Here is a 24,353-nt window from a genome sequence, read left to right as displayed (position 1 = left end):
GCGGCGGCGACGGGTGGGACCGGGCCCGGCGGGGCGGGCGGCCCCCGGGCGTTCAGCCGGCGTTCGCCCGGGCGGGCTACGGTGCTGTCCGGACGACCCGCAGGAGCGCCGGGCACCCCCGGCCGGAGCACGAGGAGGACCCCATGGGCGCGAGCCGCAGGACCACGGAGCCGGGCGGATCCCGCCGGGAGCGGGCCGGGGCGCTGCTGGACCGGGTGCTGGCCCTGGTCGACGTCGTCGTGCGCGCCCGGGAGCGGGCCGCCCCCGACCTCGAGCGCGTCACCCCCCGCCACCGGGCCTCCGCGCTGAACCTCGTGGACTACGTCGCCGTGCGCAGCCAGGACGTCCGGGACCTGCAGCTGGAGCTGCGCGCCCTGGGCCTGTCCTCGCTGGGCCGGATGGAGGCGGGCGTGCTCGAGCACCTGCGCGCCGTCGTGACCACCCTTCAGGTCCTCGCCGGGCGCACGGACGAGGACCTCTCCCTGCCCGAGGCCCCCGACGGCACGGGGGACGAGGGCCACGACGTCCTCGTGCGCAACGCCGAGGCCCTGCTCGGGCCCGGCGGCCCCGGGCGCAGCACCCGCATCATGGTCACCCTCCCCTCCGAGGCGGCCGGGGACCCGGCCCTGGTGCGGGACATGGTCGCGGCCGGCATGGACGTGGCCCGGGTCAACTGCGCCCACGACGGCCCCGCGCAGTGGGCGGCGATGATCGACCACGTCCGCTCCGCCGGGCGCGAGCTCGGCCGCGACGTGCGCGTGGCGATGGACCTCGCCGGGCCCAAGCTGCGCACCGGCCCCTTCGAGCCCGGTCCCCAGGTGGAGAAGATCAAGCCGGTGCGGGACGCCTCCGGCCGGGTCGTCGCGCCCGCCCGCCTGTGGCTGGGGGACCCGGACCCCGCCGTCGACGACGACGCCCCCGCCGTCCCGCTGGCCGACCCCGCCTGGGCCGCCGCCCGCGTCCCGGGGGAGCGGCTGCGGCTCAAGGACGCCCGCGGCTCCGGGCGGACCCTGCGGGTGCTGGAGGCCACCGGCCCCGGGGTGCTCGTGGAGTGCGCCAAGACCGTCTACTTCGCCACCGGCCTGGCCGTCACCGCCCCCGACGGCACGCGCGCCCGGCTCGGCGAGCTGCCCGCCGTGGAGCAGTCCGTGCGGGTGCGCACCGGGGACACGGTCGTGCTGACCCGCGACCTCACCCCGGCCCCGGCCCCCGCGGAGGGCCCGTACCGGATCGGCTGCTCCCTGCCCGAGGTCTTCGCCGACGCCCGGCCCGGGCAGCCGGTGTGGATCGACGACGGGCGCATCCGCTGCCGGATCCGCACGGTGGACCCCGACGAGATCGAGCTCGAGGTCCTCCAGGCAGGCCCCGGCGGGGCGAAGCTCAAGGCGGAGAAGGGCATCAACCTCCCGCAGACGCAGCTGCGGCTCGAGGCCCTCACCGACGAGGACCGCGCCCACCTGCCCTTCGTGGCCGAGCACGCGGACGTCGTGAGCATGTCCTTCGCGCGCTCGCGCCACGACGTCGCCGCGCTGCTCGAGGAGCTCGGGGCCATCGGGCGCCACGACCTCGACGTCACGCTCAAGATCGAGACCGTGGGCGGGTTCGAGGCCCTGCCGCTGATGCTGCTCGAGGCGATGCGCTGGGAGGACGTGGGCGTGATGATCGCCCGCGGGGACCTCGCCGTGGAGGCCGGGTTCGAGCGGATGGCCGAGGTGCAGGAGGAGATCCTGTGGCTGTGCGAGGCCGGGCACGTGCCCGTGGTGTGGGCCACCCAGGTGCTGGAGTCCCTCGCCAAGAAGGGCCTGCCGTCCCGGGCCGAGGTCACCGACGCCGCGATGGGCCAGCGCGCCGAGTGCGTGATGCTCAACAAGGGCCCCTTCGTGGTCGACGCGATCGAGGCCCTCGACGACATCCTCGTGCGCATGGAGGGCCACGCGCGCAAGAAGTCGGACCTGCTCCGCCGCCTCGAGGCGTGGTCGCCGCTCGTGGACTGAGCGGACCGGACGCGACCCCCGGGCGGGGTGGTCCGTGCCACACTGGTGGGCATGGCCGCCCGTGACACCGCCGTCCTCCGCTTCCTCGCCGCCCCGACCGACGCCGGGCGCACCGGCACGGTCGACGGCGGCCGCGTGCTCGAGTGGATCGACAAGGCCGCCTACGCGTGCGCCGTGGGGTGGTCCCGCTCCTACTGCGTGACCGCCTACGTGGGCAACATCCACTTCGACCGCCCCGTGTGCGTGGGCGACATGGTCGAGGTCGTCGCGAAGATCGTGCACACCGGCCGCTCCTCGATGCACATCCGTGTGGAGGTCGCCTCCGCGGACCCGCGCGCCGAGGGCGTGGTGCTCAAGGACACGTGCCTGATCATCATGGTCGCCGTCGACGGCGAGGGCCGGCCCACCCCGGTGCCCCAGTGGGCCCCCGAGACCGAGCACGAGCGCGGCCAGCAGGCGGTGACGCGGCGGCGGATCGCGCTGCGCAACCGCATCGAGGAGCTCATGGCCGAGCAGAAGTACACGGACGAGGGCACCGCCGAGGAGACCGTGCTGCGCTTCCTCGCCGCGCCCACGGACATCAACTGGGGCGGGAAGGTCCACGGCGGCACCGCGATGCGCTGGATCGACGAGGCCGCCTACGTCTGCGGCTCCCGCTGGGCCGGGCGGCCCGTGATCGCCGTCTACGCCGGCGGCGTGCGCTTCTACCGGCCCATGCACATCGGCCACCTCGTGGAGCTCCGCGCCCGGCTCATCCACACCGCCGCCCGCGGCCTGCACATCTCCGTCAACTGCTTCTCGGGCGATCCCGCCACCGGGCAGCTGCAGCTGACCACCAACTGCCTGATGGTCATGGTGGCCCTCGACGACGAGGGCCACGCCCTGCCGGCCCGCCCGTGGGAGCCGGTCAGCCAGGAGGACCGGGACCTCGACGCCTTCGCCCGGGAGCTCGTGCGCCTGCGGGCGGAGTTCCCGGACTCGTTCCAGCAGGTCGACCCCACCGTCTCCCGGCTGCCCGGCGCCTGACCGGCCCGGCGCGCGGGCCGCCCGCTCCCGGCCCGCGCACCCGCGTGCTGTGCGCCGAGGGCGAAGCCCGGCACCTGCTCAGCCTGCTGTGCATAGAGTGGGGGCAGCAGAGCCGTCCCCGTCCCGAGGAGAGCACGTCCCATGGACCTCAACCCCCTGAACAAGGCGTTCGACGACCAGGGCAAGCCCAGGCCCGCCATGAACAAGGTCCTCGACACGCTGCTGCGCGTCCAGCGCCCGGTGGTGCTGGCCTTCGTGAAGAAGGAGCTCGCCGAGCACCCCGGGGAGACCCCGGAGCAGATCGCCAAGCGGCTCGAGAAGATCTACGTCCGCTCCGTCACCCTCGGCGGCGGCGCCGTGGGCGCGACCGCCGTGGTCCCCGGCATCGGCACGGTGGCCTCCCTCGGGCTGTCCTCCGTGGCCGTGGTCGGCTACCTCGAGGCCACGGCCCTCTACGCCCAGGCGGTCGCCGAGCTGCACGGCGTGCACACCGAGGACCCGGAGCGCACCCGCACCATGGTCATGGCCCTGATGCTCGGCGAGGACGGCCGGCAGGTGATGAACCAGATCCTCATGAGCGGCACCAAGGGCAAGGGCATGGTCTCCTCCTGGGGCCTGATGATGGGCAAGGACGACTCCAGGACCTTCGACGTCGGGCGCACCATCCGCAACATGTTCGTCAAGCGCTTCATCGCCAAGCAGACCGGCGCCGTCTTCGGCCGCGCCCTGCCCTTCGGCATCGGCGCGGTCGTCGGCGGCGGCGCGAACCTCGCGATGGCCAAGCAGGTCATCGCCGCCACGCACGAGGCCTTCGGCCCCCTGCCGGCCGCCTTCCCGGACGAGCTCGCCGCGGTCCACCGGGCCCCCAGGTTCCAGGGCGGCGAGCGCGCGGCCGGCCAGGGCGGCTCCGAGGGCACCGTCCAGGGGGAGATCACCGCCGAGCGCTGAGCCCGCGGGGCCCCGCCCCCTCCCGACGCCCCGCGCCCCTCCCGGGGGCGGGGCGTCGGCCGTGCCCGGGAGGGGCCGGGCCCGCTCCCCGCCCCTCGCCGGGCCCGCCGCACGTCCCGTCGCCCCGCCCTCCCGCCGGTGCCCGTCCCGTTCCCGGCCCGTCACCGGGCCCGCCGCCCGTGTTGGCCCGGCGTTCATCCCCGGCGCCCAGACTCGGGTGCGGGCGGCCCGGACCGCCGCCCCGAGCGAGCCGAGGGAGCGCCGTGCGACCGACCGTCTACGCCCACCGCGGAGCCAGCGCCGCCTACCCGGAGCACACCCGGGCGGCCTACGTCCAAGCCCTGCTCGACGGCGCCGACGGCGTCGAGTGCGACGTCCACCTCACCCGCGACGGGCACCTGGTGCTGCACCACGACGCCCGCCTGGGCCGCACGAGCGACGGCCGCGGGGCGGTCTCCGCCCACACCCTCGCCCAGCTGCGCCGGCTGGACTGGACCTCCTGGAAGGGCGTGCCCCTCCCGCCCACCCACGGCGCCGCCGACCGGCAGCTGCTGACCCTGCCCGAGCTCATCGACCTGCTGCACGACGCGGGCCGGCCCGTGGGCCTCGCCATCGAGACCAAGCACCCCAGCCCGTACGGCCACCGCCTCGAGGACGAGGTGCTCGCCCTGCTGCTGCGCGAGGGCTGGGACCCGGGGACCGGTCTGCTCGGGCGCCTGCGGATCTCCCTGATGAGCTTCCACCCCGACGCCGTGCGCCGCCTGCTGGAGTCGGTCCCCGCCCGGCACGTGTGCCAGCTGGCCGGGACCACCACCCGCCGCACCGTCGGCGAGAGCCTGCGGGTCGGACCGGCGGCCGCGGCCGTGCTGCACGCCGGGATGCGCCTCGTGGTCCCCCCGGCCCTGCCGGTGATCGGCGCCGGGCTCGTGGAGATCGCCGGACCCGGCATCGGCCTCGTGCGCGAGCGCACCGACCTCGTCCGCCGGTGGGCCGCCCGCGGCTGCGTGCTGCGCGTGTGGACGGTCGACGACCGGCGCGACGTCGAGCTGTGCCTGGCCCTGGGCGTGCAGGAGCTGACCACCAACCGTCCCGCGGACGTGCTGCGCTGGGTGGGGGCCGCCCGTGCGGCCGCGCCGCGGGAGGACGCCGCTAGCATGAGCCCATGAGGATCGTCATCGTCGGCGGGGTCGCCGGAGGAATGTCAGCAGCCACCCGCCTGCGCCGGCTGGACGAGGACGCCGAGATCGTCGTGCTCGAGCGCAGCGGCCACGTCTCGTTCGCCAACTGCGGGCTGCCCTACCACGTGGGCGGGGTGATCGAGGAGCGCTCGGCGCTGCTGCTGCAGACCCCGCAGTCCCTCGGCGCCCGCTTCGGCCTCGACGTGCGCGTGGGCCGGGAGGCCGTGGCCCTCGACCGCGCCTCCCGCACCCTGCGCGTGCGGGAGGTCGCGACCGGAGCGGAGGAGGAGCTCGGCTACGACGTGCTGATCCTCTCGCCCGGGGCCACCCCCGTGCGCCCGCCCGTGCCCGGCATGGAGCGCGCGCTCGTGCTGCGCGACGTCGAGGACACCGACGAGGTCGTGGCGGCGGTCGCCGGGGCCCGCAGCGCCGTCGTCGTCGGCGGGGGCTTCATCGGCGTGGAGGTCGCCGAGAACCTCGTGCACCGCGGGCTCGACGTGGCCCTCGTGGAGGCCACCGGGCAGATCATGGCGCCCCTGGACCCCGAGATGGTCGAGCCCGTCCACGCCCGGCTGCGCGAGCGCGGCGTGGACCTGCGCCTGGGCTCGGCGGTCACCGCCGTGGGGGAGCGGACCGTGAGCCTCGCCGACGGCACCGAGCTGCCCGCCGACGTCGTGCTCGCGGCCGTGGGCGTGCGCCCCGACAGCACCCTGGCCCGAGCCGCCGGGCTGGAGACCGGCCCGCGCGGGGGGATCGTCGTCGACGAGCACCTGCGCACCTCCGACCCGCACGTCTTCGCCGTGGGCGACGCCGTGGAGAAGCGCGACGCCCTCGACGGCTCGCCCTCGCTCGTGGCCCTGGCCAACACGGCCAACCTGCAGGGCCGGCTGGCCGCCGACGTCATCGCGGGCCTGGACGTCGCCGACCGCCCCGTGCTGGGCACCTCCGTGGTCGGGGTCTTCGGCCTCACCCTGGCCTCCACCGGGTGGAGCGAGAAGCGCCTGCGCGCGGCCGGGCGGGCCTACCGGGCGATCCACACCCACCCGGCCAACCACGCCGGCTACTACCCGGGAGCGGAGGGCATGGCCCTGAAGCTGCTCGTGGACCCGGAGACCGACGCGATCCTGGGCGCCCAGGGCGTGGGCGGGGCCGGGGTGGACAAGCGCATCGACGTGATCGCCACCGCCATCACGGGCGGGCTGCGCACCGCCGACCTCGCCGAGCTCGAGCTGGCCTACTCGCCGCTCTACGGCTCCGCCAAGGACCCGGTGAACATGCTCGGCTACATCGACCGCAACCACCGCGACGGGCTCGTGGAGACGATCCAGTGGCACGAGCTGCAGGACCGGCTCGACGCCGGGGCGGTGCTGCTCGACGTGCGCACCCCGGCCGAGCACGAGGCCATGCCGATCCCGGGCGGGATCAACATCGAGCTCGACCGGCTGCGCGAGCGCCTCGGCGAGCTGCCCGAGGGCGAGCTCGTGGTGCACTGCCAGGCCGGCCTGCGCGGCTACCTCGCCGCCCGCGTGCTCGCCCAGCACGGCCGCCGCGCGGTCAACCTCGACGGCGGCTACCTCACCTGGGCCGCCCGCCCCGGCCGCGACGAGGACGAGACCACCGCCGCCGGCGACGACACCGACCGCGGCAGCTCCGCCGGGTAGACCCGCCCGCCCGCCGCGCCCGGGCCGGCGGCCCGGCCCCGCGGCGCCGCCCTCCGGCGAAGGACCCCCGTGCCCCGGCACGGGGGTCCTTCGCCGTCCCCGGGGCGCCCCGGGGGGCGATCGTCCCACCCCTGGGGTCCTTCGCCGCTCCCCGGTGCCCCGGCCGTGCCCGGGGAGCGCGCGGCTGCCGGGCCCCGCCGTGCGGGTGCGCCCCGCACGGCGGGTGTTCACGATCGGTAACAGAGGGGAAATCTTTCCCGGCCGCGAACGCTCCCGGTCCCGGACGGGTTCCGCCGTCGGCAGCGCGCCGGGATCTCCTCCTGTCCGCCGTTCGGGGGCCCCGGGCCCGGCGGGGCGCTCCCGACCGGCCCGGGAGCGCGATCGGGAGTGTGATTTTGCACACGAAAAGTAACGGGAAGGTTACGGCCGATCGCTGTGCCGCCAGGGGTTCCGTCGGGCGGTGACGCAGCGATAACGCAGCGATAACGCAGCGATGACGGAGCGGTCATGGACGGGTGAGGGGGCCGTGACGGGGGCGCCCGTACAACGGACGGAGCCGGCTGTGCCGGTGCACACGCACCCGATCAGCACCTCGACAGGACTCGAAAGGAGTTCACCATGACCTCAGCCACAGAACGCTCGCACGAGGCCGGCCGGGGGCCGGCCGAGCGGGCGCTGTGGGGCGGAGCTGCGGTGAAGGGGAACACCGCCGGGGGGAGCCGCCGCGCCGAGCCGTCGGCGCGGAAGGTCTCGGGGACCGGACCGCCGGCCGCCCGGCTGCACCACTTCTTCGAGCGCAGCGTCGACCGCGCCCCGCACGCCACCGCCCTGCACGCGGAGGACCGCGCGTACACCTACGCGGAGCTCGACGCCCTCGCCAACCGCCTCGCCCACCTGCTCGCCGAGTACGGTCTCGAGCCGGGCGCGCGCGTGGGGCTGCTGCTGCAGCGCTCCACGATGCTCTACGTCTCCCTGCTGGCCGTGCTCAAGGCCGGCGGGACGTTCGTGCCGATCGACCCGGCCTCGCCGGGGGACCGCGTGCAGTACATCGCCGACAACGCCGAGCTGGCGATGATCCTCACGGCCGGCGACCACCTGGCCCTGGCCGAGGACGCGGACGCCGACGTGCTGGACGTGGAGGCCCTGCGCCGGGACCTGCCCGAGGCCCCGGAGCACCGCCCCGAGGTCCACCACGAGGGCGACCCCACCTGCTACATCATCTACACCTCGGGCTCGACCGGGCGCCCCAAGGGCGTCGAGGTCGCGCACTCGAGCATCTGCAACTTCATCGACGTGGTGCCGGAGGTCTACGACGTCCGGTCCCACGACCGCGTCTACCAGGGCATGACGATCGCCTTCGACTTCTCGATCGAGGAGATCTGGCCGACCTGGGCCACGGGCGCGACGCTCGTGGCCGGGCCCACCGGCGACGCCCGCCTGGGCCAGGGCCTCGTGGACTTCCTGGTCCGCCACGAGATCACGGTGCTCTACTGCGTGCCCACCGTCCTGGCGACCCTCGACCACGACCTGCCCGCCATCCGCAGCATCCTCGTGGGCGGGGAGGCCTGCCCCGCCGACCTCGTGGAGCGCTGGGCCACGCCCGAGCGGCGGATGCTCAACACCTACGGTCCCACCGAGGCCACCGTGACCTGCACTTGGGGCGAGCTCTACCCCGGCAAGCCCGTCACGATCGGGCGCGCGATGCCCACCTACGAGGTCTTCGTCCTCGACGAGGAGCTCCAGGAGGTCCCGCACGGGGAGACCGGCGAGATCTGCGTGGCCGGCCCCGGTGTGGCCCGTGGCTACGTCAACCTGCCGAAGGTCACCGCCGAGCGCTTCCGGGTCCACCCCGAGAAGCCGCACCTGGGGAGGATCTACCGCACCGGCGACCTCGGGCGTGTGCTGCCCGACGGCGAGATCGAGTACCTGGGCCGCGCCGACAGCGAGGTCAAGATCCGCGGCCACCGCGCGGACCTCCAGGAGATCGAGAACGTCCTGCGCCGCGACGACGCCGTGGCCGACGCCGCCGTGAAGCTCGTGGCCGGCGAGGACGTCGCGGCGTTCGTCACCCTGCGCCAGCCGGTGCGCGACGAGCGGGCGTTCTTCGAGCTGCTGCACGCGGCCGCCTCGGCGTCGCTGCCGCCGTACATGGTCCCGGCCTTCTACGAGGTCCTGCCGGCCATGCCGATGATGGTCAGCGGCAAGGTCGACCGCAAGGCCCTGCCCGACCCCACGAGCCCGCGCTTCGTGACGACCGTGGGCCTCGTGCCCCCGGAGACGCCCACGGAGCTGGACCTCACGGACGTGTGGTCGCGGGCCTTCCGCATCCCCGCCGACCAGCTCTCGGTCGAGGCGGACTTCTTCCTGGACCTCGGCGGGCACTCCCTGCTCGCCGCGACCGTGGCCTCCGAGCTGCGCCGGGAGCACCCCGACCTCGACATCGCGATCGCGGACCTGTACTCCTACCCGACCGTGCGCTCCCTGGCCCGGCACCTCGAGACGCTGCCCGTCGCGGCCCACCCGGGCCCCGCGGCCCCGGAGCTCGAGCCCCTGCGGCACAGCAGCGCCCGCGTGCTGGCCTGCGGCACCGCGCAGCTGGTCACGCTCACGCTCGCGGCCATGGTCGTGGGCGCCCCGATCGCCGCGGTGATGCACGCCTCCGGCGGCGAGTTCAGCTACGGCCTGATGTGGAACCTGCTCGGCTGGGGCCTGGCCGTGTTCGTCCTCGCCCGCGTCTTCCTGCCGCTCGTGGGCGCGCGGGTGCTCGGCCGGTTCGTCCGGCCCGGTGACCACCCGCTGTGGGGCCGGCAGTACTACCTGCAGTGGTGCATCGACGGGCTGATGCGGCTCTCACCGCTGAGCATCCTCGCCGGGACCCCGTTGGCGGCCCGGTACCTGCGCCTGCTGGGCGCCGAGATCGGGCCCGAGGCCCACGTCGGCACGGCGGCCGTGGGGCTGCCGTCCATGCTGCGGATCGGGGCGCGCGCGAGCATCGGCTACGGCGCGACCCTCGAGACCTCGCGCGTCGAGCGCGGGTGGATGACGATCGGCCCGGTCGAGATCGGCGAGGGCGCCTTCGTGGGCGCCAGCGCCATGGTCGAGCCCGAGGCCCGCGTGGAGGACGGCGCCCGCCTGGCGGAGCAGTCCCTGGCCGCCCGCGGCCAGGTGATCCCGGCAGGCGAGCACTGGCTCGGCTCCCCGTCGCGGCCCGGGCCCGGCGACGAGCTGCTCGACCGCATGGAGCGCCGTCCCTTCGGCGGGCGCCGCACGGGCGCCGTGCGCGCCGGGTACCTGCTCGGCTGGCTCGGCTTCGAGGTCCTCCCGTGGGTCCTCGTGCTCCCGTCCTTCCTGATGATCTGGATCGTGGCCCTCGAGTTCGGCCTGCAGGCCGGCCTCGCGCTGACGCCCGCGGTCGGGGTCGTCTACGTCCTCACCGTCTGCCTCGTGGTCGCCGGCACCCGGGCGCTCGTGCTGCACCGCACGCCCACCGGCATCCACCCGGTGCGCAGCGGCCTGGGCGTGCGCAAGTGGATGGCCGACCGCCTGCTGGCCACCAGCCTGGAGACCACCAACTCCTTGTACGCGACGCTCTACACCTCCCCGTGGCTGCGGCTGCTGGGCGCGAAGGTGGGCAAGCGCTCGGAGGTCTCCACGGTCGGGCACATCGACCCGGACCTGCTGGTCCTGGGCGAGGGCAGCTTCGTGGCCGACATGGCCAGCGTGGGCAGCGCCGTCTACCACCACGGCCACGTGCACATGGAGCGCACCGTGGTCGGGGACCGCTCCTTCGTGGGCAACGCGGCGTTCGTGCCCTCCGGCACCCGGATGGGCGAGGGCTCCCTGGTGGGCGTCCAGTCCGTGCCCCCGGCCGACGTGCCGGACGGCACCTCGTGGCTGGGCTCCCCGGCGATCTTCCTGCCGCGCCGCCAGGACAGTGGCAACTACGACGAGGGCCTGACCTACCGTCCCTCCGCCGGCAAGGTCGCCGGGCGCCTGGTGATCGAGGCGCTGCGCATCACGGTCCCGCCGACCCTGATCGGCCTGCTCGGCTACCTGGGCCTGCTCGTGTCGATGTCCCTGGTGCCCAGCACCAGCGTGCTCGGGTTCGTCGTGCTCGCCCCGTTCCTCGCGGCCGCCGTGGGCGTCGCGGTGGTCCTGTCCGTGGTCCTGCTCAAGTGGGCCGTCGTGGGCCGCTACCGCCCGCGCGTGGAGCCCCTGTGGGACATGTTCGTGCGCCGCAGCGAGTTCGTCACCGGCGTCTACGAGTCCGCGGCCGTGCCCGCGCTGCTGGGCGGGCTGGTCGGCACCCCGCTGATCGGGCCGTTCCTGCGGCTGTTCGGCGCCCGGATCGGCCGGCGCACCTACATCGGCACCACGTACCTGACCGAGTTCGACCTGGTGCACATCGGCGACGACGCGTCCGTCTCGAGCGAGGTCTCGCTGCAGACCCACCTGTTCGAGGACCGCGTGATGAAGATGTCCGACGTGCGCATCGACCGTCAGGCCAGCATCGGGGCCCGGGCCGTCGTCCTCTACGACACGACGGTCGGGGAGGCGGCCTCCGTGGACGCGCTCTCGCTCGTGATGAAGGGCGAGCAGCTGCTGCCCGGCACCAGCTGGCGGGGCATCCCCGTGCGCGCGGCCTCCGACACGGTGGTGCAGGCGCGATGACCCACGAGGGCGGGGCGCCGAGCTCGTCGGCCACGGGGCGGCGCGGGCACCGGCCCGCCCTCGTCGTGGGCACGGTGCTCCATCGGCCGGGAACCGGCCGCTCAGGCGCTGCGGATCCCGCCCATCAGCTGCGTGATCTGCAGCGAGGGCGGGGCGCCGAGCTCGTCGGCCATCACGGAGCAGAACTCGCGGTAGGTCTGCAGGGCCGGGGCGTGGTTGCCCAGCCCGAGGTCGGCCTCGATCGAGACCCGCACCGCGCTCTCGCGCAGGGGCGCCAGGGCCCGGACGTTCTCGGCCAGGACCTGGGCGCGGTAGTAGTCCCCGCGCTCGAGGGCCAGCCGGGCCAGGTGCTCCACGGCGTTGACGTACTGGGCCCGCAGCCGGTCCTGCTCGGCGCTCACCCAGCCCTCGTACCAGCCGGGCAGCAGCTCGGCGCCGTCGGGGCGCACGAACCAGGGGATCTCCGCGGGCGCCTTCTGCGCGGCGGCCGCGGCGTCCAGCGCCGAGCGCAGCTCGTGCAGGTCCACCCGCACGTCCTCGCCCAGGGCGATCGTGGCCCCGCGGGTGCGCAGGGCCCCGGGCAGGCGCCGGGAGATGTTGAAGACGGTCGTGCGCAGGCTGCCCATGGCCCGCTCGGCCGGGCGCTCGGACCACAGCAGCTCCCCGAGGAAGGACCTCGGGCGCGGGCCCAGCACCGCGAGGGCCGCCAGCAGGCGCTGCTGCCGGATCCCCGGCGAGAGGACCTCCCCGTCCTGCTCGACCTCGACGCCGCCCAGCAGGCGCAGCTCGATCGGCGCGCGCGCGCCGGGTTCCTCGTCCACTGCCATGATCCCCCCAAGAGATGCTCGGTGCCGTCGCCGACGGCGTCCCCGGTGCGACCGGGCCGGCCCTTCCCCCGAAGGTCCTGCGCCCGGTGCTCCTCCCCTCCGCCGCCGCACCCGTGGGACGCGGCATGTGAGGGTCCTGGTCCCGATGATCCCGGGATCCGCGGAGCTAGTCAAAAGTAAATTCGTTCGGCGTCGCCGGACGCCGGCGTCCCGCCGGGTCCGCGGGCACCCGCCGTCCGGGCGGGCCCCCGGCCCCGGCCCATGGTACAAGGCCGTCCCCGGCGCGCCCGGGGGCGGGAGCACAGGAGAGTTCCCGATGACCGACCGGCCCGTCACGGGGGTCCGCACCGACCCCCTCGGCAACATCGTCGCCCTCTGCAACCCCGCGGAGCGGTGGTCCCCGCGGACCACGACGCAGATCATCCGCGACATCGAGAGCGAGCTGCACCGCTACTACGTCCCCTGCGCGCGCGGGTCCGTCAGCGTGCGCGTGGTCCCGGAGGGCCGGGGCAAGCGGCTGTGGGCCGCGACCGGGGACGCGGTCTGCAGCGACCTGCACGACCTGCCCTCCGTGTGAGGGCCTGTCCCCGGCGGGACCCCGCCCGGCGTGCCGGGCGGGGTCCGCGCGCGCCCGGGCGGTGCGCCCGGGCCGGGCTCAGAGGTAGCGCAGCAGCTGCGCGGCGACCCCGGTGTAGCCGGCGGGGGTGAGGGCGCTCAGGCGGGCCTCCGCCTCCGGGGAGAGCCCCAGCCCGGCCACGAACTCCTGCATCCGCCGGCCGTCCACGCGCCGGCCGCGGGTGAGCTCCTTGAGCCGCTCGTAGGGGTTGTCCATCCCCGGGACCCCCGCCAGGGCCTCGGCGCGCATCACCGTCTGCACGGCCTCGCCCAGCACCTCCCAGTTCTGGTCGAGGTCCGCCGCGAGGACGTCCTCGGCGACGTCGAGGCGGGCCAGGCCCTTGGCCACGTTCGAGACGGCGAGCAGCGAGTGCCCGAAGGCCACGCCGATGTTGCGCTGGGAGGAGGAGTCGGTGAGGTCCCGCTGCCAGCGGGAGGTCACGAGGGTCGCCCCGAGCACGTCCAGCAGGGCGTTGGAGAGCTCCAGGTTCGCCTCGGCGTTCTCGAACCGGATCGGGTTGACCTTGTGCGGCATCGTCGAGGAGCCCGTGGCGCCCTCGACCGGCACCTGCTGGAAGTAGCCGATGGAGATGTAGGACCACACGTCGGTGCACAGGTTGTGCAGGACCCGGTTGAAGCGGGCGAGGTCGGCGTAGAGCTCCGCCTGCCAGTCGTGGGACTCGATCTGGGTGGTCAGCGGGTTCCAGGTCAGGCCCAGGCCCTCCACGAACGTGCGCGAGACCTCGGTCCAGTCGGTCGCCGGGGCGGCGGCGTAGTGGGCCGCGTAGGTGCCGGTGGCGCCGTTGATCTTGCCCAGGTACTCGGTGCGCCCGATCCGGTCCAGCTGCCGGCCCAGGCGGTGGGCGAGCACGGCCAGCTCCTTGCCGAGCGTCGTGGGCGTCGCGGGCTGGCCGTGGGTGCGGGAGAGCATGGGGGTCTCCGCGGCCACGCGGGCGAGCTCCTGCACGTCGCCGACCAGGGAGCGGGCGGCCGGCAGCCACACGTCCTCGACCGCGTCCCGGATCCCGAGGGCCCACGCGAGGTTGTTGATGTCCTCGGAGGTGCAGGCGAAGTGCACGAGCGGCACCAGGTGCTCGAGGCCCAGGCCGGGCAGGCGGCGGCCGATGTAGTACTCGACGGCCTTGACGTCGTGGACGGTCACGGCCTCGATCTCGGCCAGCTCCGCGACGGCCTCCGGGCCGAAGTCCGTCACGAGGGCCCGCAGGCCCGCCCGCTGGGCCTCGTCGAGCGGGGAGAGCCCGGGCAGGGCGCGGCGGTCGGTGAGGTGCAGGACCCACTCGACCTCGACGTGGACGCGGTTGCGGTTCAGCGCCGCCTCGGAGAGGTGGTCGACCAGCGGGGCGACCACGGGCTGGTAGCGGCCGTCGAGGGGCCCGAGCGCGACGGGCGGGACGGCGGCGGCGAGCGCCGCGCGCCCGGAGGACAGGGTGTGCTTCGTGGTGGGCATGGCCCCCATTCTCCCACGCGCCCGCGGGGCCCGGCCGGTTCGGGGCGCAACGGCGGGCACGGACGGGGGCGGGGCAGGAGGGCACGGCCGGGTCCCGCCGCGCCTTGTCGTGCACCGACAGGATCGGGCGGGCCCCGTTGTAGCTTTCCCGCCGAATCCCCGGCGGGGTCCCGGCGCAGGCGTCACGCGCCCGGGGAGGGCCCGGGCCGGGCGATACGATGACCCCCATGAACACCCGTGATGCCGCCCACACCCTCGCCGGGCACCCCCCGGCCGGGGGGCCGGCCGACGCCACCACCCCGGCGCTGCGGCCCCGTCCCGCGCTCACCCGGCTCCCGCGCTACGCGGCCGGCCGCCCGCCGGTCGTCGTCGAGGGGCTGACCGCCTACAAGCTCTCCTCCAACGAGAACCCCTTCGGCCCCGTGCCCGCCGTGCGGGAGGCCATCGCCCGCTGGGACGGGGTCAACCGCTACCCCGAGACCACCTCCGCGGCGCTGCGCGAGGTCCTCGGCGAGGTCCTCGGGGTACCGCCCGAGGACGTCGTCGCCGGGGCGGGCAGCCTGGGGGCGCTCAACCAGCTGCTGGCCGCGTTCGTCGGCACGGCCGAGGACGGCACCCCGGACGAGGTCGTCCACGCGTGGCGCTCGTTCGAGGCCTACCCGATCAGCATCGGGCTCTCGGGCGGGCTGGGGGTGCCCGTGCCCAACCGGCGCGACGGCTCCCACGACCTGGACGCGATGGCCGCGGCCGTCACCACCCGCACGAAGGCCGTGCTCCTGTGCACGCCCAACAACCCCACCGGGCCCAGCCTGACCACCGCGGAGGTCGATCGGTTCCTCGCCGCGGTGCCGCGCGACGTGCTCGTGGTGATCGACGAGGCCTACCAGGAGTTCCAGCGCCGCGACGACCTCGTCGACGGGATCGAGGCGTACCGCCGGCACCCCAACGTCGTCGTGCTGCGGACCTTCTCGAAGGCCCACGGGCTCGCGGGGCTGCGGATCGGCTACTCCGTGGCCCGCCCGGAGATCACCCGGCACCTGCGCCAGGCGGTCCCGGCGTTCTCCGTCACCGACCTCGCCCAGCAGGCGGCCATCGCCTCGCTGCGCCACCGGGACCAGGTCGCCGAGCGCGTCCAGCGCGTCGTCGACGAGCGCGAACGGGTCCTGGCCGGTCTGCGCGAGCTCGGCTGGGCCCACCCCGAGACGCAGGCGAACTTCGTCTGGCTGAACCTCGGGGAGCACAGCGAGGCCTTCGCCGACCTGTGCGACGCCCACGCGCTGTCCGTGCGCCGGTTCGGCGCCGAGGGCGTGCGCGCGACCGTCGGCGAGCCGGAGGCCAACACCCGCCTCCTGGAGCTGTGCGCGCGCTTCCTCCACCCGCCGGTCCTCTGACCGGGGCCCACCGGAGCCCCGCTCCGTCCGAGCACCACGAAAGGACGTCCGCACCATGGATGCCGCACCGTCGTTGAAGGCCGCCCGCGGGGCGGCCCCCCGCGCGCCCGAGCCCCGCACCCGCCTCGTGCGGCTGCTGGACCGGGAGGGCGCGCTGCTCGAGGACGCCGACTTCTCGCCCTGGGTGGCGGACGTCGACGCCGAGCAGCTGCGCGGGCTCTACCGCTCCATGGCCCTCGCCCGCCGCTTCGACGAGGAGGCGACGAACCTGCAGCGCCAGGGCCAGCTCGTGCTGTGGGCACCGCTGCGCGGGCAGGAGGCGGCCCAGGTCGGCTCCGTGCGGGCGCTGCGCCCCGACGACCACGTCTTCCCCACCTACCGGGAGCACGCCGTGGCCATCGAGCGCGGGGTCGCGGCCGCGGAGCTGCTGGGGGTCTTCCGCGGCCACGCCGCCGGGGGCTGGAAGCCCAGCGAGCACCACATGAACGTGTACTCGATCGTGCTCGGCTCCCAGGTCCCGCACGCGACCGGCTACGCGATGGGCGTGGCCATGGACCGCCGCGCCGCCGAGGCGGAGGGCCGTGAGGTGGAGCCCACCGCCGTGATCGCCTACTTCGGGGACGGCACCTCCACCCAGGGCGAGGTGCACGAGGGCATGGTCTTCGCCGCCTCCTACGACGCCCCGGTCGTGTTCTTCGTGCAGAACAACCAGTGGGCGATCTCCGTGCCCTTCTCCACCCAGTCGCGCGTGCCGCTGGCCGAGCGCGCCGCGGGCTACGGCTTCGAGGGCGTGCGGGTGGACGGCAACGACGTGCTGGGGGTGCTCGCCGTGACCCGCTGGGCGATGGACCGGGCCCGCCGCGGGGAGGGGCCCGTGCTCGTGGAGGCCGAGACCTACCGGCTCGGCGCCCACACCACCGCCGACGACCCCACGAAGTACCGCGACCGCGAGGACGAGCGGCGCTGGGCGCAGCTCGACCCGCTCGTGCGCCTCGAGGCCCACCTGCGCACCCGTCACGGCACCGGCGACGCGTTCTTCGAGGACGTGGCCCGGGCCGCCCAGGACTACGCCGACGAGGCCCGCGCCACCGTGCTGTCCCTGTCCCCGCCGCGCTTCGAGCAGTTCTTCGACACCGTCTACGCCGAGCCGCACCCGCTCGTGGAGGAGGAGCGGGCGTGGTACCGCGACTACGTCGCCGGCTTCGCCGACGCCTCCCCGGACGGGCAGGACCCGCCCGCGGACGGGGCCCCCGACGACGACGGGGCGCCGGCCGCTCCCGGCGCCCCGACCGCCGGCCTCACCGTGGCCGCCGACCCCGACCGTCCCGCGGAGGGCACCGCCTCCGGCACCGAGGAGGACCTCGCATGACCGAGCCGACGACGCTGACGCTGGGACGGGCCGTCAACTCCGGGCTGCGCCGGGCGATGGAGGAGGACCCCAAGGTCCTGCTCATGGGCGAGGACATCGGCTCCCTCGGCGGGGTCTACCGGGTCACCGAGGGGCTGAAGAAGGACTTCGGCGCCCACCGGGTCCTGGACACCCCCCTGGGGGAGGCCGGGATCGTGGGCACCGCGGTGGGGCTCGCGCTGCGCGGGTACCGGCCCGTGTGCGAGATCCAGTTCGACGGCTTCACCTTCCCCGCGTTCAACCAGATCACCACCCAGCTGGCGAAGATGCACAACCGCACCGCCGGGGACGTCAGCGTGCCCGTGACCATCCGCATCCCCTACGGCGGGCTGATCGGCTCCGTCGAGCACCACTCCGAGTCCCCGGAGGCGTACTTCGCCCACACGGCGGGGCTGCGCATCCTCACCCCCTCCAGCCCCCAGGACGCCTACTGGATGACCCAGCAGGCGATCGCGTGCGAGGACCCCGTGATCGTCCTCGAGCCCAAGCGCCGGTACTGGCTCAAGGGCGAGGTGGACACCGGCCGCCCGGGCACCGACCCGTTCTCCGCGCAGGTCCTGCGGCCCGGGGAGGACGCCACCGTGGTGGCCTGGGGCCCGCTCGTGCCCGTCGCGCTCGCCGCCGCCGAGGCCGCGGCGGAGGACGGCCGCAGCGTCGAGGTGATCGACCTGCGCTCCCTCTCGCCGGTGGACTTCGACACGCTCGAGGACTCGGTGCGCCGCACGGGCCGGATGGTGGTCGCCCACGAGGCCCCGACCTTCGGCGGGCTCGGCGGGGAGATCGCCGCCCGCCTCACCGAGCGGGCGTTCTACGCGCTCGAGGCCCCCGTGCTGCGGGTCGGGGCGTTCCACCTGCCCTACCCGGTGGCCGCCGTCGAGGACCAGTACGTCCCGGACCTCGACCGGATCCTCGAGGCGCTGGACCGCTCCTTCGCCTACTGATCCCCGCCCGCACCGCACCGTCGACGGGCCGCGCGCCCGTGAGGAAGGAAGTGCCCAGATGCCCCAGATCTTCGAGCTGCCCGACGTGGGCGAGGGCCTGACCGAGGCCGAGATCCTCGCCTGGCGGGTGGCCCCCGGCGAGAGCGTGCGGATCAACCAGGTCCTGGTGGAGATCGAGACCGCCAAGTCGGTCGTCGAGCTGCCCTCGCCCTACGCCGGCACGGTCCTGGAGCTGCTCGTGCCCGAGGGGCGCACGGTCGAGGTCGGCACCCCGATCATCGCCGTCGGCAGCCCCGAGGAGGTCGCGGCCGCCCCCGCCGGCCCCGCGGCCGACGGGGACGCGGGGGAGGGGGCCGCGCGGCCCGCCGTGGCCGAGGACTCCCGGCCGCTGGTGGGCTCCGGGCCCAGGGCCGATCCCGTGCGCCGCCGGCGCCGCGTGCCCGGCCCCTCCCTGACGGCCGGCACGGCGCCCGCCGCCGGCCCGCCGCCCGAACCGGCCCGGCCCGCCGGGTGGAGCGGCCGGCTCGCCCGGGGCCCGCTGGGCGCCGGGCTGAGCGCGGGCCTGGGCGGGGGCCTGGGCGCCGCCCAGGAGCTCGCCGGTCGCGCCGCGCGGATCGCGGAGGACCGGGGCGTGTGGCGCCGCCCGCGCGGCGAGGAGCCCGCGGGCCCGCCCCCGCGCCGGCCCACGCTGGCCAAGCCCCCGGTGCGCATGGCCGCCCGGGACCTCGGCATCGACCTGGCCGACGTCCCCGCGACCGGCGCGTCCGGGCAGATCACCAAGCAGGACCTGCTCGCCCACGCGGCCCGGCTGCGGGAGCAGGGCGCGCGCCGTGCCGTCCCGGCCGACGACGCCCGGATCGAGCGGATCCCGGTCCGGGGGGTGCGCAAGGCGACCGCCCAGAACATGGTGCGCAGCGCCTTCGGGGCCCCGCACGCCTCCGTGTTCGTCGACGTCGACGCGACGCGCACCATGGAGTTCGTCCGGCGCCTGCGCGCGTCCCCGGACTACGAGGGCGTGAAGGTCACCCCGCTGCTGGTCCTGGCCAAGGCCGTGCTGTGGGCGGTCGAGCGCCACCCGCAGGTCAACGCGACGTGGACCGACGAGGAGATCCTCGTGAAGCACTTCGTGCACCTGGGCATCGCGGCGGCCACGCCGCGCGGGCTGATGGTGCCCAACCTCAAGGACGCCCAGGACCTGTCCCTGCGGGAGCTCGCGGAGGGGCTCGAGCAGCTGACCACGACCGCCCGCGCCGGACGCACCCAGCCGGCGGACATGCAGAACGGCACGATCACGATCACCAACATCGGCCCGCTCGGGCTGGACACCGGCACCCCCATCATCAACCCCGGGGAGGTCGCGATCATCGCCTTCGGCAGCATCAAGCAGAAGCCCTGGGTCGTGGACGGCGCCGTGGTGCCCCGCTGGGTCACCACCCTCGGCGGGTCCTTCGACCACCGGGTCGTCGACGGCGACCTCGCCGGGCGCTTCACGGCCGACGTCGCCCGGATCCTCGAGGAGCCGGCGCTGCTGCTGGACTGAGCGCCCGCCCGGGCGGAGCACCCGCGCGGGGGCCCGTCCGCGCCCGGTGCCGGGCGTCCGGGCGCGGCTCTCCCCGCCGGGCCCCCCGGCCCGGCACCGCGCCTCCTGCGCCGCGGACGGGCACCCAGAGGTGCCCGCGGCCCACCGGTGACCGGATCCGTGATTGAAATCCCCCCAGACACAATCACACATCTCATTCACGACGGTCACGCCGTGGGCCGCGCGGACCGCTCGGTGCGACCCGCCCGCTGCGGCCACCGGTGCTGCCACCGGCGGCCTCGTCCCCCCGCGCCGGCCGCCCGCCTCAGCGCGGGCCCCGGCGTCCAGGACTGCGTCCAGTATCGCCCGCCGCTGGACAAAAGTCTGTCCCCCGATGGGCCCATGACCGGCTGTGACGGGGCTCGCACCACCGGGCGGGCCGTAGGGTGGGGCCATGCCCCGCGCCGTCCCGCTCCGCCCGTCCGCCCGCTCCGCCGTCCCGGGCTTCCGGGTGATGGAGATCCTCGGGGAGGTCGAGCGGCTGCGGGCCCGCGGCCGCGACGTCGTCTCCCTGTGCGCGGGGGAGCCCTCCGGCGGGGCCCCCGCCGCCGTCGCCCGCGCCGCCGCCCGGGTGCACGAGCGCAACGAGGGGCTCGGCTACACCCCGGCCCTGGGCATCGAGCCCCTGCGGCGGGCCGTCGCGGGCCACTGCGCCCGCTGGTACGGCCTCGAGGTCGACCCGGCGCAGGTCGCGATCACCACGGGCGCCTCCGGGGCGCTGCTGCTGAGCTTCCTCGCGGCCTTCGACCCGGGCGACCGGGTGGCGGTGTGCCGGCCCGGCTACCCCGCCTACCGCAACACCCTCGCCGCGCTGGGCGCCGAGGTGGTCGAGCTCGACTGCGGGCCGGGCACCCGGTTCCAGCCCACCCCGGAGCTGCTGGACGCCGAGGTCGCCGCGCACGGGCCGCTGCGGGGGCTCGTGGTCGCGGGACCGGCCAACCCCACGGGCACGATGCTCGCACCGGAGGAGCTCGCGGGCCTGGCCGGCTGGTGCGCGGCCCACGGCACGCGCCTGATCAGCGACGAGATCTACCACGGCATCGTGCACACCGCGCCCGCCGGGGCCCCCGCGGACCGGGTCCACCGGGGCACCAGCGCGTGGGAGCACGACCGGGACGCGGTGGTGATCTCCTCGTTCTCCAAGTACTGGGGGATGACCGGGTGGCGGCTGGGCTGGGCCCTGCTGCCCCGGGACCTCGTGCCGGCCGTCGAGGCCCTGGCCGGCAACGTCAGCCTCTGCCCGCCCGCGGCGGCCCAGCTCGCCGCGCTCGAGGCGTTCACCCCGGAGGCCTACGCCGAGGCGGACCGGGCGGTCGAGGGCTTCGCGCGGTCCCGGCGGCTGCTGCTGGACGCGCTGCCGGCGCTGGGCTGGGGCGCCACGGCCCCGGCGGACGGGGCCTTCTACCTCTACGCCGACCTCGGGGAGCAGCTGGCCCGCCACGGCAGCTCCCTCGAGTGGTGCCGCCGGCTGCTCGAGGCGGAGGCGGTCGCGGTCGTGCCGGGCCTGGACTTCGACCCCGCCCGCGGCCACCGCTCGGTGCGGCTGTCCTTCGCCGCGGGCCCGGCCGCGGTCGAGGAGGCGGTCAGCCGGATCCTGCGCTTCCAGTCCCGGCCCTGAAGCACCCCGCGAGGTGACCGGGCAGCACCCCGGTCCGCAGCAGGACCTGGTGGGCGGTCGTGGGGCCGACGAAGACGACACCCCGCTGCCGGAGCCGCCCGGCCAGCGTCCCGCCCGCCGCCGAGCGGGCGGGCAGCTCCAGGGCCGTGCGCGGGGCGGCCGGGTGCTCCGGGCGCAGGTCCGCCACGAGCTGCTCCCACTGCTCCGCCCCGAGACCGGCGCAGGCGCGGGCGTCGTGGACCAGGGCCTCGAGCTTGACCCGGTTGCGGATCACCCGCGGGTCCAGCATCAGGTCGTCGACGTCGTCCTCCGTCAGGGCCGCCAGCGCGACCGGGTCGAAGCCGCGCAGGGCCTGCGCCAGCCCCTCCCGGCGCCGGGCGAGCGCGCCCCGGGCCAGCCCGGCCTGCAGGATCTCGAGGCACAGGGCCTCGAACCAGCCGGCGGCGTCGCGCGGCGGGTCGCCCCACCGGTGGTCGTGCTCGGCCAGCGTCCCGGGGTCCGCCGGGGCCCAGGGGCAGCGGCGCAGGCCGTCGCCGCACAGCACCGCGCGGAAGGCGTCGCCGGGGGTGGTCTCCGTGGTGTCCATGGGCCCACGCTAGGCAGCGCCGTCGCGGCCGCGGGCCGGGCCGCCGCCGCCGGTGGACGCGAGGGGCCGGGGCGGGGCCGGTGCAGTGCGGACCCGGCGGCCTGCGGGGGCTCAGAAGCGGGAGACCTCGCCGGTGCCGTCGGCGATCTCGATCGCCACGGGCTCGTCGTCGCCCGGGCCGCGGTCGTGGACGATGAGCACGGCGGCGGAGTCCCCCGCCGGCAGCGCGCGGATCGTCACGGCCCCGCTGCGGGCCGCGCCCAGGACCTCCATGGCCTGTCGGGTCGCCGAGCGCAGCACCGGCCCGGGCAGGGTCCCGCCGCGCTCGTCGAGGACGTCGACCTGCACGCCGCGGCCGCGGGCCGCGCGCGCGGCCTCGAGCAGGTAGGGCGTGGCCACGGAGCGGCCCCGGATCGAGTCCCGCAGCTGTGCCTCCGTGAGCCGGAACTGCTCGAGCTCGCGGTCGGTGACGGGGGAGGGGTCGTGGGCGATCCGCTCGAGCAGCCCGCCCGCCAGCCGGCGGACCTCCTGGACCCGGCGCACGGAGGCGTGGACGGTGCCCTGTTCCGCCTCGTCGTGGGCGCGGGCGGCACGGACCATGCCGCTGGCCTCGACGAACGCGACCGAGGCGCGGTCGTACTCGCGGGCGATGAGCTGGCTGGCCAGCAGCAGGGCCGCGGACGCGGCGTTGCTCAGGGCCGCCTCCCAGGCCCCGACCGCGGAGCGGGCCCCCCACGTCGTGGAGATCGCGGTGGCGATCACGAGCGTCGCCCACCCCCACCCGCCGCGCCGGCGCACGCCCAGGGCCACCAGGAAGCCGTCGAAGCCCAGGGTGAACCACTGCCCGCCGAAGAGCTGGGCCTCCGGGTCCAGGGCGTCGTAGGAGCGCTGGATCGACACGAGCATCAGCAGCACGCCCAGCACCGTGGGCACGTCCGGCAGCCGCCGCTGCGGGTAGGGGAAGACGACGAGGGCCACCGAGACCACGTAGGTGACCAGCGCGGCGCGCATCAGCTCCGGCTTGTCCATCTCGTCGGTGAGCAGCACGCCGAGCACCAGCGGGATGAGGAAGAAGACGGCGGTGGCGACCGTGGTCAGCCGCCCGAAGATCGCGTGGGAGATCACGGCTGCGCGTCCCGGGGCCACAGGACCGTCACGCGGGTGCCGCGCCCGGGGGCGCTGTCCACGTCCACCGCCCCGCCGACGTGCTCCACGCTGCCCACGATGGACACGCGCAGACCGAGCCGGCGGGAGTCCACGCCGCGGACCTGGAAGCCGCGGCCGCGGTCGACGACCTCGAAGCGCAGGTAGTAGCCCTCCGGGTTGAGGGGGGTGGGCGGGCAGGTCCCGCCGTCCATCGTCACGAAGGTCTCGGCGGTGCCCGAGTGGCGGGCGCTGTTGGAGACCGCCTCGGTGACCGCCTGCACGAGGGCCTGGGCGGTCTCCACGGGGATCAGCGGGCGCGGCTCCCCGGGCGGGCGGATGTAGGGGGTGAAGCTGTTGAACCGCACGCGCCCGCGCCACGGGGAGAGGGCCTCGAGCAGGTCGTCGAGCAGGGTGTGCACCATCGTGGTGCCCGAGCCCCGGGCCCGCCGCTCCTCGAGGGCCAGCACGTCCAGCGCGCGCTGGGCGAGGGTGCGGGTGCGGCGCTGGACGGGCCCCGGGGCGCGCCCGGCGTCGAGCAGGGCCGCCATGACGTTGTCGTGGATCAGCCCGTCGAGCCGCTCCTGCTCCTCGGCCTGCGAGCGGGTGCGGGTCAGCTGCAGCTCCCGGGCGATCGCCTCCGCGTAGGTGCGGTCGGCGTTCTGCCCGCCCCGGTAGACGAGACCGACGAGCACGGCCAGCACGATCCCGAAGGCCACCCGGCTCATGCCGTCGAAGACGAGGCCCATGGTGTCGACCCCGCGGGCCGTGTGCACCATCGCGGCGACGTAGCCGGTGGTGACGACCACCAGGAACGCGACGGCCACCTGCACCCGCCACACCACCACGGTGGCCGCCGCGGCGAGGAGGATGAACGGCTCGACCCACGGGTCCTGGGGCGGGGCCTGCCCGGTCCAGGCCAGGGGCAGGCCCAGCACGGCCAGCACCACGAGCACGGGGGTCACGAGCACCGGCCAGCGCCGCACCTGCTGCCGGGCGCCCTGCACGAGCAACACGCCGCCGTTGAGCAGCAGCGCGAGCAGCAGGAGCAGGTGCCAGCGGGCGAAGGCCTGCACCTGGTCCTCGAGGATGGTCAGCGCCTCGAGGAAGAGGGCGACGACGACGAGGCCGTGGCAGGTGTTGGCGAGCAGGTGGATCCGGTACGAGTTCACGCCCAGCTCCGCCGGCGCGGCCTTGGCCAGGCCGGAGGCGCGGCGGGGACGGGCCGGGACCCGCCGGTAGGCGAGGCCGGGACGCGGTGCGGCGGAGCTCACGGGGCGGGCCGCCTCACCGGCGGCG

Annotated in this window: 17 protein-coding genes; 12 read left to right on the top strand and 5 right to left on the bottom strand. The window is 75.7% G+C overall.

Going from position 1 to position 24,353, the window contains the following annotated elements; translation table 11 throughout:
• The first annotated feature begins 143 nt into the window (after positions 1-143).
• From AS188_RS00150 to AS188_RS00125, 6 genes are all read left to right on the top strand, one after another.
• Positions 144-1,994 carry a pyruvate kinase gene (locus tag AS188_RS00150; RefSeq protein WP_058857133.1) on the top strand — a complete coding sequence of 617 codons (1,851 nt, stop codon included), beginning with the start codon at positions 144-146 and terminating at the stop codon, positions 1,992-1,994.
• A 51-nt stretch (positions 1,995-2,045) separates the two neighbouring features.
• Positions 2,046-3,020, top strand: a complete 975-nt coding sequence (locus tag AS188_RS00145) for an acyl-CoA thioesterase (protein ID WP_058857132.1) — start codon at positions 2,046-2,048, stop codon at positions 3,018-3,020.
• A 141-nt stretch (positions 3,021-3,161) separates the two neighbouring features.
• Positions 3,162-3,968 carry a hypothetical protein gene (locus tag AS188_RS00140; protein WP_058857131.1) on the top strand — a complete coding sequence of 269 codons (807 nt, stop codon included), beginning with the start codon at positions 3,162-3,164 and terminating at the stop codon, positions 3,966-3,968.
• A gap of 263 nt (positions 3,969-4,231) precedes the next feature.
• Positions 4,232-5,134 carry a glycerophosphodiester phosphodiesterase family protein gene (locus AS188_RS00135; protein WP_058857130.1) on the top strand — a complete coding sequence of 301 codons (903 nt, stop codon included), beginning with the start codon at positions 4,232-4,234 and terminating at the stop codon, positions 5,132-5,134.
• Positions 5,131-6,807 carry an FAD-dependent oxidoreductase gene (locus AS188_RS00130; protein ID WP_058857129.1) on the top strand — a complete coding sequence of 559 codons (1,677 nt, stop codon included), beginning with the start codon at positions 5,131-5,133 and terminating at the stop codon, positions 6,805-6,807. Before AS188_RS00135 ends, AS188_RS00130 begins: the two co-directional genes overlap by 4 nt.
• A gap of 618 nt (positions 6,808-7,425) precedes the next feature.
• On the top strand, positions 7,426-11,478 hold the full coding sequence (locus AS188_RS00125; protein ID WP_083529091.1) for a Pls/PosA family non-ribosomal peptide synthetase: 4,053 nt from the start codon (positions 7,426-7,428) through the stop codon (positions 11,476-11,478).
• Positions 11,479-11,579: 101 nt separating this feature from the next.
• Here the strand turns inward: AS188_RS00125 and AS188_RS16735 are convergent, their stop codons facing one another.
• Positions 11,580-12,299 carry an AfsR/SARP family transcriptional regulator gene (locus AS188_RS16735; RefSeq protein WP_058857127.1) on the bottom strand — a complete coding sequence of 240 codons (720 nt, stop codon included), beginning with the start codon at positions 12,297-12,299 and terminating at the stop codon, positions 11,580-11,582.
• A 322-nt stretch (positions 12,300-12,621) separates the two neighbouring features.
• Here AS188_RS16735 and AS188_RS16730 point away from each other — a divergent pair, with 322 nt between their 5' ends.
• Positions 12,622-12,882, top strand: coding sequence for a hypothetical protein (locus AS188_RS16730; RefSeq protein WP_058857126.1), 261 nt, complete (start codon positions 12,622-12,624; stop codon positions 12,880-12,882).
• A gap of 78 nt (positions 12,883-12,960) precedes the next feature.
• On the opposite strand, the gene purB is transcribed toward AS188_RS16730, so the two are convergent.
• Positions 12,961-14,388 carry an adenylosuccinate lyase gene (gene purB, locus AS188_RS00110; RefSeq protein ID WP_058857125.1) on the bottom strand — a complete coding sequence of 476 codons (1,428 nt, stop codon included), beginning with the start codon at positions 14,386-14,388 and terminating at the stop codon, positions 12,961-12,963.
• A gap of 227 nt (positions 14,389-14,615) precedes the next feature.
• Here purB and AS188_RS00105 point away from each other — a divergent pair, with 227 nt between their 5' ends.
• The 5 genes from AS188_RS00105 to AS188_RS00085 all read left to right on the top strand — a co-directional run bounded on the left by AS188_RS00105 (position 14,616) and on the right by AS188_RS00085 (position 21,325).
• Entirely contained in the window at positions 14,616-15,779 is a 1,164-nt protein-coding gene (locus AS188_RS00105) for a histidinol-phosphate transaminase (RefSeq protein ID WP_083529086.1), read from the top strand.
• 55 nt (positions 15,780-15,834) lie between these two features.
• Positions 15,835-17,148, top strand: coding sequence for a pyruvate dehydrogenase (acetyl-transferring) E1 component subunit alpha (gene pdhA / locus AS188_RS00100; protein ID WP_083529084.1), 1,314 nt, complete (start codon positions 15,835-15,837; stop codon positions 17,146-17,148).
• Complete coding sequence (locus AS188_RS00095) at positions 17,145-18,128, top strand: alpha-ketoacid dehydrogenase subunit beta (RefSeq protein WP_058857124.1); 984 nt, start codon at positions 17,145-17,147, stop codon at positions 18,126-18,128. The genes pdhA and AS188_RS00095 overlap by 4 nt, the downstream gene beginning before the upstream one ends.
• A 58-nt stretch (positions 18,129-18,186) precedes the next feature.
• The gene (locus AS188_RS00090; RefSeq protein WP_058857123.1) at positions 18,187-19,668 is read left to right on the top strand and encodes a dihydrolipoamide acetyltransferase family protein; all 1,482 of its coding nucleotides are present in this window, start codon (positions 18,187-18,189) and stop codon (positions 19,666-19,668) included.
• Between the two features lie 433 nt (positions 19,669-20,101).
• Positions 20,102-21,325: a pyridoxal phosphate-dependent aminotransferase gene (locus tag AS188_RS00085; protein WP_058857122.1), complete on the top strand. Its 1,224-nt coding sequence runs from the start codon at positions 20,102-20,104 to the stop codon at positions 21,323-21,325.
• On the opposite strand, the gene AS188_RS00080 is transcribed toward AS188_RS00085, so the two are convergent.
• The 3 genes from AS188_RS00080 to AS188_RS00070 form a co-directional block, all read right to left on the bottom strand.
• Positions 21,291-21,911: a DNA-3-methyladenine glycosylase I gene (locus AS188_RS00080; RefSeq protein ID WP_058857121.1), complete on the bottom strand. Its 621-nt coding sequence runs from the start codon at positions 21,909-21,911 to the stop codon at positions 21,291-21,293. The two genes, AS188_RS00085 and AS188_RS00080, sit on opposite strands and share 35 nt — an antisense overlap.
• Before the next feature lie 111 nt (positions 21,912-22,022).
• A complete protein-coding gene (locus AS188_RS00075; protein ID WP_112255861.1) occupies positions 22,023-23,036 on the bottom strand; it encodes a hypothetical protein in 1,014 nt (337 codons plus the stop codon).
• Entirely contained in the window at positions 23,033-24,328 is a 1,296-nt protein-coding gene (locus AS188_RS00070) for a sensor histidine kinase (protein WP_058857119.1), read from the bottom strand. Before AS188_RS00070 ends, AS188_RS00075 begins: the two co-directional genes overlap by 4 nt.
• Positions 24,329-24,353: the final 25 nt, after the last annotated feature.

It is taken from the genome of Kocuria flava (genome assembly GCF_001482365.1).
GTDB classification, from domain to species: domain Bacteria; phylum Actinomycetota; class Actinomycetes; order Actinomycetales; family Micrococcaceae; genus Kocuria; species Kocuria flava.
Note: the sequence above shows the minus strand (reverse complement) of the source record. Positions and strands in the feature narration are given on the sequence as shown.

Bases quoted from the DNA above. Each gene is read 5' to 3' on its own strand.
- AS188_RS00140 (WP_058857131.1), top strand. From the start codon at position 3,162: ATGGACCTCAACCCCCTGAACAAGGCGTTCGACGACCAGGGCAAGCCC.
- AS188_RS00125 (WP_083529091.1), top strand. From the start codon at position 7,426: ATGACCTCAGCCACAGAACGCTCGCACGAGGCCGGCCGGGGGCCGGCC.
- purB (WP_058857125.1), bottom strand. From the start codon at position 14,388: ATGCCCACCACGAAGCACACCCTGTCCTCCGGGCGCGCGGCGCTCGCC.
- AS188_RS00090 (WP_058857123.1), top strand. From the start codon at position 18,187: ATGCCCCAGATCTTCGAGCTGCCCGACGTGGGCGAGGGCCTGACCGAG.
- AS188_RS00105 (WP_083529086.1), top strand. From the start codon at position 14,616: ATGAACACCCGTGATGCCGCCCACACCCTCGCCGGGCACCCCCCGGCC.
- pdhA (WP_083529084.1), top strand. From the start codon at position 15,835: ATGGATGCCGCACCGTCGTTGAAGGCCGCCCGCGGGGCGGCCCCCCGC.
- AS188_RS00130 (WP_058857129.1), top strand. From the start codon at position 5,131: ATGAGGATCGTCATCGTCGGCGGGGTCGCCGGAGGAATGTCAGCAGCC.
- AS188_RS00150 (WP_058857133.1), top strand. From the start codon at position 144: ATGGGCGCGAGCCGCAGGACCACGGAGCCGGGCGGATCCCGCCGGGAG.
- AS188_RS00085 (WP_058857122.1), top strand. From the start codon at position 20,102: ATGCCCCGCGCCGTCCCGCTCCGCCCGTCCGCCCGCTCCGCCGTCCCG.
- AS188_RS00080 (WP_058857121.1), bottom strand. From the start codon at position 21,911: ATGGACACCACGGAGACCACCCCCGGCGACGCCTTCCGCGCGGTGCTG.
- AS188_RS16730 (WP_058857126.1), top strand. From the start codon at position 12,622: ATGACCGACCGGCCCGTCACGGGGGTCCGCACCGACCCCCTCGGCAAC.
- AS188_RS00095 (WP_058857124.1), top strand. From the start codon at position 17,145: ATGACCGAGCCGACGACGCTGACGCTGGGACGGGCCGTCAACTCCGGG.
- AS188_RS00145 (WP_058857132.1), top strand. From the start codon at position 2,046: ATGGCCGCCCGTGACACCGCCGTCCTCCGCTTCCTCGCCGCCCCGACC.